This is a genomic window from Maritimimonas sp. 2304DJ26-3, from assembly GCF_056591635.1.
This window is the reverse complement of sequence record NZ_JBWQOK010000002.1, coordinates 575,894-595,253: the sequence shown is the minus strand read 5'-3', so window position 1 is coordinate 595,253 and position 19,360 is coordinate 575,894. Positions and strand designations below refer to the sequence as shown.

Below are 19,360 nucleotides of genomic sequence, written 5' to 3'. Positions count from 1 at the left end.
TTGTCCAAAAATCCAATGATGATTTGTCTTTAGAGAAATCATTAAAAATAATTAACAATGAAAAAATTTATTTTATTACTTCATGATGAATTAGAAAAAGAAAAAGGCTATTCGCCAGAAGAAATGCAAAAACTAATAGAGGCGCATATTGTTTGGTCTGAAAAATTAACAGAAAAAGGAATGCTATTAGGCGGCGAAGGCCTAGAACCCGATGGTAAATTTATTGTTGGTAATGACTCAGTTGTAAAAGACGGCCCTTATATGGAGGCTAAAGAAATTGTGGGTGGTTTTTATCTACTGCAAGCAAATAGTATAGAAGAAATTATTGATATTGCTAAAGAATGTCCTTGCCATTTATGGGGTGGTAAAACAGAAATTAGACCTGTAATAGATTACTCACAATTTGAAGAATAACACTTCTCAATATATATTAACAGAACACCTCTTTAGAAACTTTTATCAAGAGGTGTTTTCGTCTTTGGTGGTAAAGTTTGGTAATCAGCATATAAATTTGATTGAAGACGCTTTGCAGAATACATTTTACAAAGCATTAAAATCATGGAAGTTTAATAATTATCCTAATAAGCCAAAAGATTGGCTGTTTATTGTAACGAGAAATAATGTCATTAATGAGCTTAGAAAATCATCTAAACTGGTTCATAATGATAGTTTAAATTCAAACGCTGATGCATTACAGTTAGATATTAAAAGTTCTAAGGACGATCAGTTGCAATTGCTTTTGGCCTGTAGTAAGTTTGATGTCAAACCTAGAGCTAAACTCATTTTTACACTAAAATACATTTGTGGTTTTGGAGTAACTGAAATAGCAAATAGTTTGCAACTAAAAGAAGATAATGTCTATAGAATAGGACAGCGTGTAAAACAAAAGTTAAAGAATCTGCCTAAAAATTATTTTATGTCATCTGAAAGTAAACAGATACTACCTAAGGACACTGAATATCTTGAGCAGATTATTTATTTTATGTTTAATGAAGGGTATGATTCCTTTAATAAATCATCAAAAACTGCTATTAATAAAGATATTTGTTTTGAATCTGTTCGTTTAGCTCATTTATTGGAAGAGCGTATTTCTATTGATTCAATAAGTAATCTATTGGCCTTGTTCTATTTCCATATGGGACGTTTTAATTCAAGAACAAATGCTGAAGGTGAGTTTATTTCTTTGCGAAATCAAGATAGGAGTATGTGGGATATTGAGCTTATACAATTGGGATTTAAATACCTTAAAAAACCAAATAGATTAAATCGTTATTATTTAGAGGCCTTGATTGCATCGCTACATGCTACGGCGCCAACTTTTGTAGAAACTGATTGGTCACAAATCTTAAAGTTATATGATACCTTATTATTGCTACAGAATACAGCAATTATTAGATTAAATAGGGCTATCTGTTTATTTGAACTTGGAGATCATATTGCAGGAAAAAAAGCTTTAAGCGAAATTAAAAATCAGTTAGAAGATTCTTATGTATACTATTCTGTAAGTATGGCAGAATACTTATCTGATAAAGACAAAAAGCTTTCAGAATATTGGTATAAAAAGAGTCTTAAAAATGCAAAACAACCCTTTAGAAAAGAATTAATTCAAGATAAACTAAATCAATTAAACTGATTTTTCGTAGGCTTCTTTAATCCAACCTAAAACTTCGCTGTCAACTTCATCTATAGAAGTTAATTGAATTCTATGTGTACACATGGTTCCAAAAGGGCCTGAGTCACCCAACCTTCCTTCTGTAGGTTTGTCTTTTAACTTTAGTCCAAGATCAATGCGAGTTTTAGTAGCAGGTTTAATTAAAGCAAATTGACGTTTTCTAATCAAACTAACACTTCCTTTTTTAGGAGTTTTTATAACGTCATTTCCAAATTTTAGAATTTCTTCAACTAACTTATCATATATAGGGATCAAAGTTTTCTTTCCTTTATATTGATTAGTAACTAGATCATCTGGCGTATCATTTTTTTGTTTAGATAGCGTTACAATTGTATTTGCAAAACCATGGGTAACGCCATGTTCAGTTTTTAAAAATTTTACAGCTTCGCCATGTTTAGTAAAGTCTTTCGACTTTAAAATTTTAATCCATTCTTCTAATGATTTACCAGTTTTTTCTGGCATGTTATTAATCATTGTTTGTAGTGCTTTATCCATTTTATTGAGTTAAAAAAGAGTCGATTTTATTTTTAAATTCTTGCGCTTTGTCCACATACAATAGTATAGAAGTGTAACTTTTTTTAAGCTCATAGAATCCGTAAAGTGTATTTTCTTTATTGAGTTTAATTAAAATGTTATGCCCTTCTATATGAGCTATAGGAGATAATTTTTTAATTTCTTTATCAGATTCTATTTCTTTAGCAGTAATAGTTACAGATTTGATGTCTTCTATATTAATAGTGGTCTCATTAAGAATACCATATTTTAGATGTAGCTTATCCTCTTTAATTTGAATTGGTCTTTTCGGAATTGATTTTATTACAGCAACTATTTGAAATGAAGTATATATACTTAACCCAGTTAAGATCCAGGCAATTGTTACATTCCATTTTACAAGTAGAATATGCAGAACAACAGTTTCAATACCAACAATCAAAATAATACCTATTAAAAGAGCAATACTTCCAGTATTTTTATGATACGAAAATTCATTACTGTTTAACTCAGGCTTTTTCCAATCAAAAAAAGTATAGTAAATCACTGCCAATTCTGTAGCTAAAAGTGTAGCCATTTTGCCAGGAGCTATTTCATTACTAACCTTTTTTGCGGTTGTGAAAAAATCTGTAGAATGGTTCTGTTCTTTTTTAAATAACCGAACAGTTTTATAAATTTTAAAACTTACATATGTAAGAACTCCAAATTCAACTATGGGTAAGACCCAAGTTTTGGCCAATTGTAATAGAAATTGGTTTTCTTTCGGAATTATGAATGAGGCAACAACAATTCCAAGGATAAATACTGGAACTACTGTAGTTTTTGGAATTTTCTTTTTTCTAATAAGTAAATAATAGACAATTGGAGTAGAAAGTAATAAATCCAATGATATAGCTAAAGAAAGTGTACTTTGATTAGCTATAAAGGTTGGGGTTTGAACGATAGCTATACAACTTATAATTAGTAATAAAGGGATTCCAAAAACTATAAAAGGACTATTAAAGAGAGTTGTTTTAGTCATGTTAAATGATATTTATAGTTCTAACTATTTGTCTCATTTTTTACTAATTCGTTACTGATTTGGTCAAAAGTTTTCAATAAAATAGAGTTAAACACCAATGGTATTTTCAGTACCTCTCATAATCTTATTTTAATGGTAATAACTTCTCTAATCTTGATGCCCTAAACCACATCCGCAACCAGGTAACGTAAAGCTTTGGGCATCTTCATGCCATTTGAAAGATTGATTATATTTGTTGTTTTCCCAATAAAACTTAGATCTTGTTTTCCGAGTGTTTCCAATCTCATTCATGGTTTCAGTATCATACAATCTACCATTTATCATGGTATATGTAACACTATCGGTATTTAGTATATTATCTAATGGGTTTTTATCCAAAACAATTAAATCAGCTAGCTTGCCAACTTTTAATGAGCCAATTTCTTTACCCAGACCTATATATTCAGCACCATTAAGAGTTGCTGCGCGTAAGGCTTCTAGATTGGTCATACCACCTTGTTGTAACATCCACAACTCCCAATGAGCACCAAGACCTTGCATCTGGCCATGAGCACCTAAGTTAACTTTTACCCCAGCATCGGTCAACGCTTTACAGGTTTTTGAAGTCAAAATATGTCCATTTTCATATTCTTCCATTGGAATCATAGTTCTATGTCGTGATCTTGCGTCAATTATCCTTCTTGGTGTATATTTCAGCAATTTTTCATTTTCCCAAATATTATCTTTTTGATACCAATAATATTCACCACTTATTCCTGCATAATTTACAACTAAAGTAGGGGTATAGCCTGAATTACTATTACTCCATAAAGTAATTACATCTTTGTAAACTGGTGCAACAGGAATATTATGCTCTATACCAGTATGGCCATCCATAATCATGTTCATATTATGATAGAATGTAGAACCACCTTCTGGTACAACAAAAATGCCTTCTTCACGTGCAGCTTGCAATACCTGTTGACGCTGTTCTCTACGCGGTTGATTATAACTTTTAACAGATTTTGCTCCAAAAGCTTTTGTTCTTCTTATTGCAGAACGAGCATCATCAAGACTATTTACAACAGCTTTAAAATCACCATCTGCCCCATAAAGAATTACACCGGTAGAGTAGAGGCGAGGACCAACCATAGTACCATTCTTTATCATTTCTGACATGGCGAAAATTGATTCAGAATTTGCTGAAGGGTCATGTGCTGTAGTGATACCATATGCTAGATTAGCATAATGTTGCCAGTGTTTTTGAGTTGATAAACCATACCTGAATCCACCTACATGTGCGTGAGCATCTACAATGCCTGGGATAATAGTTTTGCCACTAACGTCATATACCTTAGCATCATTAGGTATTGAAATCTCACCTGTTTTACCAATAGCTTCAATTTTATTTTCGTTAATCACAATGGTGCCATTTTCAATAACTTGATCACCTTCCATTGTAATAATTCTGGCATTGGTAAAAGCAATACGCCCTTTTGGTTTATCACTTTTAGAGGATAAACCTATCATTATACCTTTTTCAGTTACAGGAGGAATACTATCTGGGGAATCTTTTAAAAAGGTAAATCTATCTGAAACTTTATTAGAAAAATACTCATCACCTAACGTCCAGTATACTCTTTTACTATCTATAGACCAATGTAAATTAATACCTGCATCTTTAGAAATTTGAGATACAGGGATCGTCTTTGTTTTATTATCTAAATCTATAGCTTTTCCATTTAATAATAGAGGGGCAATATAGGCTTTGTGTAGATGACTAAAAGCGATCCATTTGTTATCTGGACTTGGTACTAGTCGATTTGCATATTTAGATTTTATATGTGTTTTTTCATCTTTTCCGTTAAGGTCAACACTTTTTAATTCTTTGGTTAAATTGCCAAATAAATATCCTCCGGTTTGAAATAAAACACGCGAATCATCTTTGCTAAACGATGGATAATTACCTGATTTAGTGATTTGCTTAGAATTTGAACCATCAGAATTCATTGTATAGATTCCTGTGTTTTTAGCAAAGGTTCTGCCTTGATCACCATTTCCATTTTGTTTAACGTAAGCAATTTTATTACCAGCATTATTGAACTTTGGGTTTCTATAAATTCCTTTTTTGGTGGTTAATTTTACCGGAGTACCTCCTTTAGTAGGAATTTTATATACAGTTCCTAAATTTTCATCATTCCAGGTAACATAAGTGATGGATTTACCATCTGGTGAAAAACTAGGTTCAGATTCGAAATTAGTTCCTTTAGTTAACCGCTTTGGTTTTCCGTTTGGAAGTTTTTTAGTCCATAAATATCCTAATGCATTAAAAACGATTGATTTTTCGTCAGGTGAAGTTACTGCTCCACGAATTACCTTAGCCGTAAAGTTATCTTCAAATACCGGATAGTCAAAAGCTACAGTTTCAGCAATTTTAATTTTTGCTTCAGCTTTAAAAGGGATATTCTCAACTTTAAGCGTATTGATATTTATTTTATGAATTTTTCCACCAGCCCAAAAAACGATTTCTTCATTGTTAGGCATCCAGGTAAAGCCAGGATACACACCAAAAATGGCCCATGCCTCTTGTTGATCTTTATTTAGATTGTCATAAACTGGCCATTCTTCGCCAGTTTCAAGATCATGAATGAATAGTACAGATTTAGTTCTGATACGTTTTACAAAAGCTAACTTTTTACCATCTCTAGAGATTTGAGGCCTTGCTGCACCGCCTGGACCCCCGGTTATAGTTTCAGTTTCACCGTTTTCAAAATTGTAACGTTTAATTACATAAATCTGTTTGTTTGGATCTTTGTTGTATTGAAAGAATCCGCCAGGATAAACATCTTCACTATAATATAAATACTTACCATCAAGTGAAGCATTCGGTTCATTAACATCTTGTTGATCATTTTTACGTTTGGTTATTTGTGTTCCAGAACCTCCCGTAATATGATACATCCACATTTCTCCAGCTCCGAGCGAACGTTGTGAAGTAAAATGCTTACGTGCTATGATATAATTTCCATCAGCGGACCACGTACCATTATTTAAGAGTCGAAACTTTTCTTTAGTGATCTGTTTTGCATCCGAACCGTCTGCATTCATAATCCAGATATTATCGCCACCACCCGCGTCACTTGTAAATAATATCTTAGAACCATTTGGGCTAAAACGAGGTTGAACCTCAAAAGGAAGACCTTCTCGTAATAATTTTGCTTTTCCTCCCGTGATTGGCATCTTATAGATATCACCCAATAAATCAAAAACAATTTCTTTTCCATTGGGACTCACATCTAAATTCATCCAGGTACCTTCATCTGTATTAAGGAGTACTTCTTTAAAGTTAAAATCACCTTCAGGATTTGAAACATCCCATTTTTTATCCTTTTTTTCTTGAGCATTAATTGCAAATGAAAAAATAACTCCTATAAATAGGAATAAATACCTATAGTTAGCCATTATTATAAATCGATTTAAGTTAGTTTACTAAGATAGTTATTATTATAAAAAAGCCACAACTAGAAGTCGTGGCTTTCCAAACAGAAAATAAAATTAAATTTATTTTACTTCTTTTAACGCATTATCTATTAATGTACGTAAATGTTGTCTATGTGCTCTTGAAGCTACATTACCAGTTGGTGTAGCCATCGATCTAATATTCTTTAAGTTATACAAGATCATAGATTTTACTGTATGAGAATAACGATCATTTTGCTTACCAGTTAAGGCATCAATAAGCATATTAGTATACTCTAATTGCAAGTTTTGTCTAAATGTATTTACACTAGAATATCTGTCAGATGCAAAAATAGCATTGTTAAGATCAGTCATCATTTCAGATAATTTGTATTTGTTACCATACAATTCAGAATCAACAATTCTTTGCGTAGTATTTGGGTGTAATAAATGTCTTAATACATTGCGTTGAATACCCAAAACTCTGTTGTGAATCTTTGGATCTTCTGGTGTTCTAAAGAAATTATATCCTCTTCTTTGTCCTGCTAAGTAATTGTATAAATCATTAGGCACAGTGAAGGCATTGGCGGCAAAAACATAATCACTTAATGCTTTCATTGCTTTCTTTTGCTTCTCTCTTTCAACAGGTGTATATGGTTTTGTTGCACCATTTTGACCATTCATGGAACGATCTACATATACACCACCGATATAACGAGAAATAGTATTAGCAGAACCTGCTTGCTGACCGGTTAAAATAAAATAAGAAGTACGTAATTCTTGGAACGATTTACCAGTTGAATTTTTCTTATACTTGTCTAATACTCCTTTACCAACTTCGTTGGCAAGTTTTATTCTATTAATTGAATATTGAACAGCATCATTGGTCATATCGCCAACATTTACTCTTGGGTCAATTGCCTTACCTGGTGCTCTCATATCATCAGCATCATTACCAAAGGTTAATTCTGGTTGAGATGATTTATCTAATAGCGCTTTCATTTCAGCTTTGTTCATTGGCTGGTATCCAAACTGAATTGCCCAAACATCATATGGTCCCGGAGTAGTTGTCCAATATTGCCCTTGATTATCTCTATCAGCATTATAGTTAATTGCAGGATAATCCATCACAGAGCCTGTTAAACCTACTTTAGAAGTGATTGCCTCATTATTTACATCAGCCAAAGAATGTAGCTGGCTAGATTTCATGTTGTGATTTAGTCCTAAAGTGTGTCCCATTTCATGTAAAATCAAAAAATGCATAAATTCATTTAGCATTTTACTTTTCTCCATTTCACCATCATCAAAAGCTACACTAGCAACATTTGCAAACAAATTGTCTAAGTGAGCCATTTGACTTGCAGCACAAAACTTACCAAAATTATTGTCATCAATGTGCTCAGACATTTCATCATAAAATGTATTCAAGGCAGCTTTTTCAAATAATTTTTCATTTCTTAATGAATTACCTAATACTGCATGCTCTAACATAATGTCTGCGCCTAATATTTGACCAGTTTTTGGGTTCGCAAAATGGGGACCATAACCACCAAATCTAATGCGAGGGGAAGAAGTCCAACGTAATACATTGTAACGAATATCTCCAGCATCCCAATCTGCATCATCCGGTTGTTCTTTAATAACAACAGCATTTTTAAATCCTGCTTTTTCAAAAGCAACATTCCATTGTTCACCAGCTGTTTTAATGATAGGTCTTATTTCTCTCGGAGTTGTGTTTTCAATCCACCACATAATTGGCTCAACTGGCTCAGACATAGCTGCGCTAGGATCTTTTTTTACTAAATGCCATCTATGAACTAAGTCTCTAAAAGGAAGTGCTTCTGTAGATGATTGATCGTTTACCTGAGTCATAAAATAACCTACTCTTGGGTCATCAAAACGAGGCTTATAATCATTTTCTGGCATTTCAATTAAACTGTGATTAACCTTAACGCTCACATATCTTCCTTCTGCAACAGCATTAGAACCTCCATTTAAAGTAGAACCTTTTGAGTATACATATTCTGTACTTACATCAGTATTTTCGGGATAATTCTTAATGTAATTAATCTTTGTTTTACTTTTATCTAAATTACCTAAAGTAAAAGCGGTAGGTTTTTGTCCTGGTCTTCTTGCAGGTTTAATTTGTGAAAAAGTTTCCTTAAGAAATAAAGGATCAGCTTTTATCAGGTATAAACCTTCATCTTTATTATGAGCTTCAATTTTTAAGCTCGCCATGTTACCATTACTAATATTGGCATCACTCGCTTTAGAAATTGCTTTGTCTTTATCGTAATAATAAGAAGTATTTTGAGTTACAAATTCTATTTTATTAAAATATTTCTGAATTTTAAACACTTTTGAACCGCCATAGATTCCTCGTCCAATAAAACCTAAATCACCAGGTGCGTTATCTACTTGAACAAAGTAAATATATTCTTTACCGATTTGGTCTTCGGTAATAACCATTTGTAAAGAACCGGTAATGGTGTCTTGATAAATTTGAAAAAGGCCATCGATTTTTTTACTAGATTTTATTAAATCTTTTATTTTTTTCTCTTTAGATTTTTTAGGAGCTGGCTTAGCAGTCATTTCAGTCTTACCCTTCTTTTTCTTCTTTTTTCGCTGTGCATCAATATTTTGAGGAGTTAAAAATGCAGTTAGTAAAATTGCCAACGAAAACAATTTTACAACTCTTAAATAGTTAAATTTCATAGTAGTGAATTAAGTTATTACGCATAAAAGTATTATGCTTTTTTAGAATTTCGCTAAGGTACAGAAATTAATGGCTCTGCTATAATTACTAAATGTTAAAAAATGTTAACATATTAATTGAAAGATTCTAATTTTTTTTGGTTAAAAATAGTCACATTTGTAATTAAATTGTAAATTCACGCACTTTTTAATCAATTTAAATAATTTATCTATGAAAAAAACAAAATTTATTGTACTACTATCAGCTGTAGTACTATTCTTTGCTTGTGAAAAAGAAGAAGGAATTATCGACAATGGCTTAGAACCGTCTATTTCAGCGAAAAATGGGAATTCAACCAAATCTTACATGGTTATCTCAAAATCGGAGAGTTTATCGGCTGGTTTAGAAGCTTCAGTTAGTAAATATGGAAATATAGTAAATACTATACCAGAAATTGGAGTGGTAGTAGTTGAATCTTCTGATCAAAATTTTACCAGTAAAGTATCGAAAAATGGAGAGGTAAGATCTGTGGTGCCTGATTTATCAGTAAATTGGAGAGGACCTAATGATGTTCAGCCAGAAGTAAACCCACCTAGTATTGGAGATAATGAGTTCTTCTTTGCTCAAGGTTTATTATGGGGACTAGATGATATAGATGCACCTGAAGCTTGGAATGCCGGTTACACGGGGTCTGGAGTTACTATTGCTATTTTAGATAGCGGAATTGATAGAAATCACCCTGACTTAAGTCCTAATTTGAATTCGGCTACTTCTGCATCTTTTGTGCCAGGGGAAAATTGGTATGTAACTGAAGGTGTTGGATCATTCTTTAATCACGGATCTCATGTTGCTGGTATAGCTGCTGGAGCTGACAGTGATTTTGGAATTATTGGTGTTGCTCCTAATGCTGAAATTATGGCAGTAAAAGTATTATCAGAGTTTAGTGGATCTGGTGCTTTTAGTTGGATTAATGCTGGTATTGTACATGCGGCAAATAACGGCGCAGATGTTATCAATATGAGTTTAGGTGCAACGTTAAATAAAAATGGTAAATTTTATGACGATGAAGGTAATTTAGTAGATAAAATTCCTTCTAAGTTCATTCAAGAAATTGTTCATGCACAACAAAGAGCAATTAATTATGCATACAGAAATGGTGTTACAATCGTAACATCGGCAGGTAATGCGGCTATAAATGGAGACGGAAACGGTTCACAAATTGTTATGCCAGCTGATTTAAATAATGTGGTTACAGTGGCTGCAACTGGTAAAGAGAATACTTCAGCTTCATATTCTAATATAGGAAGATCTTTAATCGATATTGCTGCACCAGGTGGCGATTTTGCATATTCATTTTCAATTACTGATGTAATTTTGAGTGCTGGTGGTGGTGGTTCATTTTGGTGGGCTCAAGGTACTAGTATGGCATCTCCTCATGTTGCAGGCGTTGCTGCTTTAATTATTGAAAAGAATGGTGGAGATATGGATCCTCATGAAGTTGAAAAGCAGTTAGCAAATTCAGCAGTTAAAATTGACACAAATGGCAATAGCTTATTCTATGGTAAGGGAGTAGTTAATGCCTATGATGCGATAAAATAGCTTAAGCTAATTTTTACATTACAAAAAGCCGATTCAATTTTGAATCGGCTTTTTAATTTCCACTAAACTTTGTTTTCAATTAAGAATTAAAAACAATATTTATTTTCTGCTTTTACTTTTTCAGCTATCTCTAATCGCAAATCTACAATATCTGGATAGTTAGTATATTTAGTAAAACGTTTAAGACCCATTAACATCATACGTTGTTCATCACCCTCAGCGAAAGAAATAATACTTTCTTTTCCTTTTTCTTCTATAATATCTACAGCATGGTATAAATATAATTTTGACATCGCTATCTGCACAGACTGCGCTTCTTCACCAAAACGTTTTGCATTCTTTTCAGTTCTTAAAATTGCAGATTCAGCCATATAAATTTCAATTAAAATATCCGCTGCAGCAATTAACAACTGCTGATGTTCTTCAAGATTTTGCCCATATTTTTGAACGGCTCCACCTGCAACCATTAAGAACGTCTTTTTTAATTTCTTAATCATTTCTTTTTCTTCAGAAAATAATTCAGAATAATCTGGTGTATCAAAAGAAGGAATACCCATTAATTCTTCTTGTACTGCTTGTGCGGGACCCAATAAATCAACATGGCCTTTCATTGCCTTTTTTACAAGCATTCCAACAGACAACATTCTGTTAATTTCATTGGTACCTTCATAAATACGAGCAATACGAGCATCTCTCCAAGCGGCTTCCATTGGTGTCTCTTCTGAGAAGCCCATACCTCCAAAAATTTGGATGCCTTCATCTGCACAATTTTGAACATCTTCAGAAACTGCAACTTTTAAGATAGAACATTCTATTGCATATTCTTCAACGCCTTTTAATTCAGCCTCTTGATGTGTATTGCCAGATGCTTGTCTAATAGCTATTCTATCTTCAATATTTTTGGCTGCTCTATAGCAAGCGGATTCTCCTGCATAAGCACTTGTAGCCATTTCTGCAAGCTTGGTTTTTATAGCACCAAAATCAGAAATTGGTGTTTTAAATTGTTTGCGCTCATTTGCATATTGTACCCCTAATGAAGTTATACGTCTTTGAGAGTCTAAACATGCAGCTGCTAATTTAATACGACCTACATTTAATGCATTCATTGCTATTTTAAATCCGTTACCTCTTTCTGATAGCATATTCTCAATAGGAACTACAGTATCATTAAAAAATACTTGACGTGTTGAAGACGCTCGAATGCCTAGTTTATGTTCTTCTTCACCCATGGTAATACCATTCTCTGGATCGTTTTCAACAATAAATCCGGTAATGTTTTTATCATCTTCGATACGAGCAAAAACAATCATTAAGCTACAAAAACCTGCATTAGAAATCCACATTTTTTGACCATTGATCTTGTAGCTTTTTCCATCTTCAGATAGAGTAGCAGTAGTTTTACCAGAGTTAGCGTCAGATCCAGCACCTGGTTCTGTTAAGCAATAAGCTCCAAACCATTCACCAGTAGCTAATTTAGGAACATATTTCTTCTTTTGCTCTTCTGTTCCATAAAGTGTAATTGGCATCGTACCAATACCAGTATGTGCACCAAATGCAGTACTGAATGATCCTGTACCACTCGAGATATAATCACATACTAGCATAGTTGAAACAAAGCCCATATCCATTCCGCCATATGCATCAGGAACGGCTACACCTAAAAAACCAAGTCCACCAGCTTTACGCATGCATTCTTCTGTTAATGCGTAATCTTTTGCTTCAAATCTAGCTTTATGTGGAATAATCTCGCGATCATTAAATTCCATTACAGCTTCTTTCATCATTGTTTGTTCTTCAGAAAAATCTTCTGGAGTAAACACATCTTCACATTTTGTTTCTTTTACTAGAAATTGTCCTCCACGTAAAATATCTTTTTCCATCACTTCCATAATCTATTGGTTATAATTTATTTTTTGATTGTTAATTTTAATTAAGGAATTCAAAAATTCCTGCTGCACCTTGACCTGTACCAACACACATAGTTACCATACCGTGTTTTCCTTTCATATCCCGCTTACGCATTTCATCAAATAACTGAACAGATAGCTTAGCACCAGTACAACCGAGAGGATGACCGAGAGCAATGGCTCCACCATTTACATTTACTAAGTCATTATTTAGATCTAATTCGCGAACAACAGCGAGTGACTGAGAAGCAAAAGCTTCATTTAGCTCAATAAGTTCAATATCTTTTTGTTCAAGACCAGCTTGTTTTAAGGCTTTTGGAATTGCTGCTATTGGACCAATACCCATAATTCGTGGAGGTACACCTGCCGCTGCATAACTCACTAATCGAGCAATTGGTTCTAGATTTAATTCTTTTACCATTTCTTCGCTCATTACCATAACAAAGGCTGCACCATCACTAGTCTGCGATGAATTACCTGCAGTTACACTACCATTGGCCGCAAAAACCGGACGCAATTTTGCTAATGCTTCTTTGCTAGTTCCTTTACGAGGACCTTCATCTTTATGTACTGTGAATTTTCTAGTCGCTTTTTTTCCTTTTCTATCAATAAAAGTCTCATCTACTTCTATAGGCGCAATTTGATCTTGAAAGCGATCCTCGCTTAACGCTTTCAATGCTTTCATATGAGAGTTGTAAGCAAATTCGTCTTGATCTTCGCGAGATACATTATATTCTTGCGCTACAGCTTCAGCGGTATTACCCATTCCCCAATAATAATCTTCATGACCATTATTAACAATATCGTAATTTAATTCTGGTTTAAAGCCCGTCATAGGAACAGAACTCATGCTTTCTGCACCACCTGCAATAATACAATCTGCCATTCCGGCTTGTACTTTGGCTACGGCAGTACCAATAGTTTCCAATCCCGATGCACAAAAACGATTTACGGTTACACCAGGAACATCAACTGTATCTAATCCTATCAAAGAAATAATACGAGCCATATTTAAACCCTGCGAACCTTCTGGCATTGCATTACCAACAATTACATCATCGATCCTTTTTACATCAAAGTCAGGCATTTTACCCATCATATATTGGATGGTTTCTGCAGCTAATTCATCTGCTCTTTTAAATCTGAATCCGCCTTTTTTGGATTTACCTACGGCGGTTCTATATCCTTTTACTATATATGCTGTTTTCATTTTCTTAATTTCTTAAAGGTTTACCAGTCTTTAACATATGCTGAATTCGTTCTAAAGTTTTGCGTTCTGTACATAAACTTAAGAAGGCTTCACGCTCAATATCTAATAAATATTGTTCTGATACTCTAGTCGGTTCAGAAAGATCACCACCAGCCATAACATATGCCAGTTTATTGGCAATTTTTTGATCATGTTCACTTATATACTTACTAGCTTCCATAGAGTCAGTACCCACTAAGAACATTCCTAAAGCTTGCTTACCAAGTACCAAAACATCTTTACGTTTAGGTTTTTGAGTATAACCTGCTTCTGCCATTAATAAAGCATGTTTCTTAGCTTCAGCGACTTGCCGATCTTTATTAACTACTACTATATCTTTTCCTTTTTGAAGGATACCAGTGTCAAAAGCTTCATAAGCAGAAGTCGCCACTTTGGCCATACCAATAGTTAGGAAATATTCTTGCAATACATTTAGTTGTACATCACCTTTATGGAATTGATCAGCAGCTCTAAGTGCCATCTCTTTAGATCCACCACCACCAGGAATAACACCAACACCAAATTCAACAAGACCAATATACGTTTCGGCTGCTGCGACCACTTTATCTGAATGAAGCGATAATTCACAACCACCACCTAAACACATACCATGAGGCGCCGCTACAGTTGGGATTGACGAATAACGCATGCGCATCATTGTATCTTGAAAATACCTGATAGCCATATTGAGCTCATCATACTCTTGCTCAACGGCCATCATAAATATCATTCCAATATTAGCTCCAACTGAGAAATTAGCTGCTTGATTACCAATTACCAGTCCTTGATAATTTTGTTCGGCTAAGTCTACAGCTTTATTTAATCCAGCAAGAACGTCACCACCAATGGTATTCATTTTAGATTGGAATTCACAGTTTAAAATACCATCACCTAAATCTTCAATTACAACACCTGAGTTTTTAAACACTTCATTAGACTTACGAATATTATCTAAAATGATAAATGAATCTTGACCAGGTTTTTTAGTTTGAGCTTTGGCAGGAATATCATAATAATAGGTAGCACCTTCTTTAACCGTATAGAAAGAAGTTTCTCCTTTTTCTAACATTTCAGTTACCCAAGCTGTAGGTTCTTTACCTTCAGCTTTCATTAGTTCAATACCCTTTTCAATACCAATGGCATCCCAAATTTCGAAAGGGCCATTTTCCCAACCAAAACCAGCCTTCATTGCATCATCTATACGATATAGTTCATCTGATATTTCTGGAATTCTATTTTGAACATAAGCAAACATTGCTGCAAAATTCTTACGGTAGAACTCGCCAGCTTTGTCTTTACCACCAACCAATACTTTAAAACGATCAATTGGTTTATCAATAGTTTTTGTTAACTCTAAAGTAGCAAATTTCGCACGCTTTTTAGAACGATATTCCATCGTATCAAGATCAAGTGTTAAGATCTCTTTTTTACCTTCTAAACTTACTGATTTTTTATAAAAACCTTGTTTGGTTTTACTACCTAACCATTTGTTTTCCATCATGGTATTGATAAAACCTGGTAGCTTGAATAATTCATGAGCTTCGTCTTCTTGACAATTTTCATAAATACCATTTGCTACATGAACTAACGTATCTAAACCAACTACATCTACTGTTCTGAATGTAGCCGATTTGGGACGACCAATTACCGGACCAGTTAATTTATCAACTTCTTCAACGGTTAGCCCTAATTCTTTTACTTGATGAAATAATGATTGGATACCAAAGATTCCGATTCTATTTCCTATAAAAGCGGGAGTGTCTTTTGCAAGCACTGAAGTTTTTCCTAAAAACTTTTCACCATACATCATCAAGAAATCAGTAATCTCTTGTTTACAATTAGGACCAGGAACTACTTCGAATAACTTTAAATATCTTGGAGGATTAAAGAAGTGTGTTACAGCAAAATGTTGTTGAAAATCTTCGCTACGTCCTTCATTCATAAATTTAATTGGAATCCCTGAAGTATTAGAAGTAATTAATGTACCAGGTTTTCTGTGTTTTTCAACTTGCTCAAATACCTTTTGCTTAATATCTAAGCGCTCTACTACAACTTCCATCACCCAATCTACATCTTTAATTTTATGTAGATCATCCTCTAAATTACCTGCAGAAATTCTATCCGCAAATTTTTGAGAATAAATAGGTGAAGGTTTCGATTTTAATGATGCCTTTAAGCTATCGTTTACTAGTCTGTTACGAACTACCTTATCTTCTAAAGTTAATCCTTTAGCTTTTTCAGCATCACTTAGTTCGCGAGGAACAATATCAAGTAGCAAAACTTCTACGCCAATATTTGCGAAATGACAGGCAATACCAGAACCCATGATTCCGGAACCTATAACAGCTACTTTTTTAATTGGTCTGTTTTTCATGTTTAGTTTATACAATATTTATTATACAGCTTTGCTTTTAGTCTCTTTATAGACTTCGCGCTCAGCAATTAATTGATTAATTTTTTCCGTTACCTCAAAAAAGTGATTGAGTTTTTCCTCAGAAATATGTTCTCTTACTTTTTCATTAAAAGTTATTACATGTCTTCGAGAAACTTCACGCATTTCTTTACCATAATCTGTTAACTTAATAAGAACACTTCTGCCATCATCTGGATTTCTTTCTCTACAAATCGCGCCTTTTTCTTCCATAGTTTTAAGTATTCTAGAAAGGCTAGTAGGTTCCATTCCCATCTGAGGACCTAAGGCTGTTGAAGGAGTTCCATTTTCGTAATCTATGTTTAATAAAACAAAGGCTGTTGCCATGGTGCTACCATGTCTGGCAGCCTGTTCATTATACATCTTTGCTACGGCTTGCCAAGTTGCCCGTAACGCATGATCTATGGTTGTTTCTTTATGCATTCTACAAATATAATAAAATTTATTATGCACGCATAGTAAATTGATAAAAAATTATGCACGCATAGTAAATTATAATTTTGAGTTGTAACAATTAATAGGCTTTGGTGACAAACTTTTACATATTTTTGCCAAAATTCAAACCAAACGGATGAACAATTTACTCGAAGCTAAAAACATTATTAAGAATTATGGCGATTACAGAGCTCTTAATGATGTGTCTATAAATGTTCCTAAAGGAAGTATCTTCGGATTGCTAGGTCCAAACGGAGCTGGTAAAACTACCTTGATACGTATCATTAATCAGATTACGATGCCAGACGAAGGGAAGGTTATACTCGATGGAGAAAACCTAAAAGCAGATCACATTAGAGATATAGGATATTTACCTGAAGAGCGCGGGTTGTACAAGTCAATGAAAGTAGGGGAGCAGGCTTTATACCTAGCTCAATTAAAAGGTTTAAGTAAAGCAGAGGCTAGAGAGCGATTAAAGTATTGGTTTGAGAAGTTTGAAATAGGAGATTGGTGGAACAAAAAGATTCAAGAGCTTTCTAAAGGAATGGCACAAAAAATACAGTTTATAGTTACTGTATTACATCAACCTAAATTATTAATTTTTGATGAGCCTTTTTCAGGTTTTGATCCTATTAACGCAAATAGAATTAAAGACGAAATACTTCAATTAAGAGATGAAGGTGCCACTGTAATTTTTTCCACCCACAGAATGGAATCTGTAGAAGAATTATGTGATCATATAGCTTTAATTCATGAATCTAATAAAGTATTAGACGGAAAGTTAATAGATATAAAAAAGGAATATAGATCAAATACTTATGAAGTTGGATTAATTTCTGATAATAAAGAAATTGTGACGAATAAATTAGCAGATAAATTTGAATTGTCTCAAGCCAATTTTAAAACCATAAACGAAGAGTTAAAGTTTAATATTAAGATTAATGGCAACGGGTCAGCCAACGATTTAGCATCTTACTTAACAACTTTAGGCGAGTTAACTCATTTTGTAGAGGTAATACCAAGTGCCAGCGATATCTTTATTCAAACTGTAGAAAACAACTAGTATGAACCATTTAGCATTAATTACTAAGAGAGAATTCTTAAATAAGGTAAAGAATAAATCCTTTATTATTATGACTTTTTTAAGTCCATTAATAATGGTAGGTATTTTCGCATTGGTGGCTTACTTAACTCAGTTGAACAATGATAAGGTAAGAACAATTTCTGTATTAGATGAAAGCCATTTATTTGCTGATGAATTTAAAAACACTGAAAAAACTAAATACGATATTCTAGAAAATGTCAGTTTAGAAGATGCTAAAACCGTAGTTAAAGAAGCGGAAAATTACGGTTTATTATATATTCCAAAAGCAGATAGCATTGATGCTATTGCAGATAAGATAAAGTTCTTCTCAGAAGAATCGCCGTCTATTATTGTTATGCAGAAAATAGAGAATAGAATAGAAGACAAGGCACGAAATATAAAGTTAAAAGAATCTGGGTTTGATCCTGAAACTATCAAGAAACTAAGGATAAATATCAATGCAAACTTGGAAACTTTTGAGGGCGAAAAAACTTCTAAGCTTGGAGGTGGATTAAAGTTAGCTTTTGGTGGAGCTGCTGGGTACTTGCTTTTCATGTTTATCATTATTTATGGTAATATGATTATGCGCAGCGTAATCGAAGAAAAGACTAGTAGAATTATTGAAGTAATTATTTCTTCCGTAAAACCAATTCAATTGTTATTGGGTAAAATTTTTGGTACTTCTTTAGCTGGTATCGCTCAATTTTTAGTTTGGGTAATTTTAGGTGGCGTTTTAATGACAATTGTTTCTGCAGTATTTGGTATAAGTATGGGAGGGGCTCAGTTAGAACAAAATCAAGAAGTTTTAAATCAGGTTGCTAATAGTACCGAAGCTCAAAATGAGATCAAATTGGTTATGCAAGAGATATTAAACCTTCCGTTAGCCAATCTTGTTATCATGTTTATTTTCTTCTTTATAGGAGGTTATCTTTTATATAGTTCTTTATATGCTGCAATTGGAGCTGCAGTAGATAACGAAACTGATACTCAGCAATTTATGATGCCTATTTTAATGCCGTTAATATTAGGTATATATGTAGGCTTTTTTACGGTTATTGAGAATCCTCACGGCACGGTATCACAAGTATTCTCATACATACCATTTACGTCTCCTGTAGTAATGTTAATGCGTATACCATTTGGAGTACCAATTTGGCAACAATTAATATCACTTTCTTTACTCTTTGGAACTTTTCTCATTTTGGTTAAAGTGGCAGCTAAAATTTATCGAGTAGGTATTTTAATGTATGGTAAAAAGCCAACCTATAAAGAATTGGCCAAATGGTTAAAATATTAATGCTTAAATTACGTTATTACTTTTAGTCATTTTCCCCAAA

General features: G+C 33.5%; 13 protein-coding genes. 5 read left to right on the top strand and 8 right to left on the bottom strand.

The window, feature by feature from the left end:
• Positions 1-57 precede the first annotated feature (57 nt).
• Together AC1EUV_RS07680 and AC1EUV_RS07675 are read left to right on the top strand one after the other, a co-directional pair.
• Positions 58-414: a YciI family protein gene (locus AC1EUV_RS07680; RefSeq protein ID WP_480198095.1), complete on the top strand. Its 357-nt coding sequence runs from the start codon at positions 58-60 to the stop codon at positions 412-414.
• Positions 404-1,633 carry a sigma-70 family RNA polymerase sigma factor gene (locus AC1EUV_RS07675; protein WP_480198094.1) on the top strand — a complete coding sequence of 410 codons (1,230 nt, stop codon included), beginning with the start codon at positions 404-406 and terminating at the stop codon, positions 1,631-1,633. The genes AC1EUV_RS07680 and AC1EUV_RS07675 overlap by 11 nt, the downstream gene beginning before the upstream one ends.
• Here the strand turns inward: AC1EUV_RS07675 and AC1EUV_RS07670 are convergent.
• The 4 genes from AC1EUV_RS07670 to AC1EUV_RS07655 form a co-directional block, all read right to left on the bottom strand.
• Positions 1,625-2,167 (bottom strand): DUF5655 domain-containing protein, encoded by a 543-nt coding sequence (locus AC1EUV_RS07670; protein WP_480198093.1) that lies wholly within the window; start codon positions 2,165-2,167, stop codon positions 1,625-1,627. The genes AC1EUV_RS07675 and AC1EUV_RS07670 overlap by 9 nt on opposite strands.
• A 1-nt stretch (position 2,168) precedes the next feature.
• Positions 2,169-3,185 carry a hypothetical protein gene (locus tag AC1EUV_RS07665; RefSeq protein WP_480198092.1) on the bottom strand — a complete coding sequence of 339 codons (1,017 nt, stop codon included), beginning with the start codon at positions 3,183-3,185 and terminating at the stop codon, positions 2,169-2,171.
• A gap of 147 nt (positions 3,186-3,332) precedes the next feature.
• On the bottom strand, positions 3,333-6,626 hold the full coding sequence (locus AC1EUV_RS07660; RefSeq protein ID WP_480198091.1) for an amidohydrolase family protein: 3,294 nt from the start codon (positions 6,624-6,626) through the stop codon (positions 3,333-3,335).
• 99 nt (positions 6,627-6,725) lie between these two features.
• Complete coding sequence (locus tag AC1EUV_RS07655) at positions 6,726-9,338, bottom strand: zinc-dependent metalloprotease (RefSeq protein WP_480198090.1); 2,613 nt, start codon at positions 9,336-9,338, stop codon at positions 6,726-6,728.
• A gap of 211 nt (positions 9,339-9,549) precedes the next feature.
• On the opposite strand from AC1EUV_RS07655, the gene AC1EUV_RS07650 reads away from it, so the two are divergent.
• Complete coding sequence (locus AC1EUV_RS07650; RefSeq protein WP_480198089.1) at positions 9,550-10,917, top strand: S8 family peptidase; 1,368 nt, start codon at positions 9,550-9,552, stop codon at positions 10,915-10,917.
• An 86-nt stretch (positions 10,918-11,003) separates the two neighbouring features.
• Here AC1EUV_RS07650 and AC1EUV_RS07645 read toward each other — a convergent pair whose 3' ends face one another.
• Genes AC1EUV_RS07645 through AC1EUV_RS07630 form a run of 4 tightly spaced genes read right to left on the bottom strand, consistent with a single transcriptional unit; the run spans position 11,004 to position 16,927 of the window.
• Complete coding sequence (locus AC1EUV_RS07645; RefSeq protein WP_480198088.1) at positions 11,004-12,806, bottom strand: acyl-CoA dehydrogenase family protein; 1,803 nt, start codon at positions 12,804-12,806, stop codon at positions 11,004-11,006.
• A 37-nt stretch (positions 12,807-12,843) separates the two neighbouring features.
• Positions 12,844-14,034, bottom strand: a complete 1,191-nt coding sequence (locus tag AC1EUV_RS07640; RefSeq protein WP_480198087.1) for an acetyl-CoA C-acyltransferase — start codon at positions 14,032-14,034, stop codon at positions 12,844-12,846.
• A gap of 4 nt (positions 14,035-14,038) precedes the next feature.
• On the bottom strand, positions 14,039-16,447 hold the full coding sequence (locus tag AC1EUV_RS07635; RefSeq protein ID WP_480198086.1) for a 3-hydroxyacyl-CoA dehydrogenase NAD-binding domain-containing protein: 2,409 nt from the start codon (positions 16,445-16,447) through the stop codon (positions 14,039-14,041).
• A gap of 21 nt (positions 16,448-16,468) precedes the next feature.
• Complete coding sequence (locus AC1EUV_RS07630; protein WP_480198085.1) at positions 16,469-16,927, bottom strand: MarR family winged helix-turn-helix transcriptional regulator; 459 nt, start codon at positions 16,925-16,927, stop codon at positions 16,469-16,471.
• A 148-nt stretch (positions 16,928-17,075) separates the two neighbouring features.
• Here AC1EUV_RS07630 and AC1EUV_RS07625 point away from each other — a divergent pair, with 148 nt between their 5' ends.
• Both AC1EUV_RS07625 and AC1EUV_RS07620 read left to right on the top strand, forming a co-directional pair.
• A complete protein-coding gene (locus AC1EUV_RS07625; protein WP_480198084.1) occupies positions 17,076-18,002 on the top strand; it encodes an ABC transporter ATP-binding protein in 927 nt (308 codons plus the stop codon).
• Between the two features lies 1 nt (position 18,003).
• Entirely contained in the window at positions 18,004-19,320 is a 1,317-nt protein-coding gene (locus tag AC1EUV_RS07620; protein ID WP_480198083.1) for an ABC transporter permease, read from the top strand.
• The last annotated feature ends 40 nt before the right edge of the window (positions 19,321-19,360 follow it).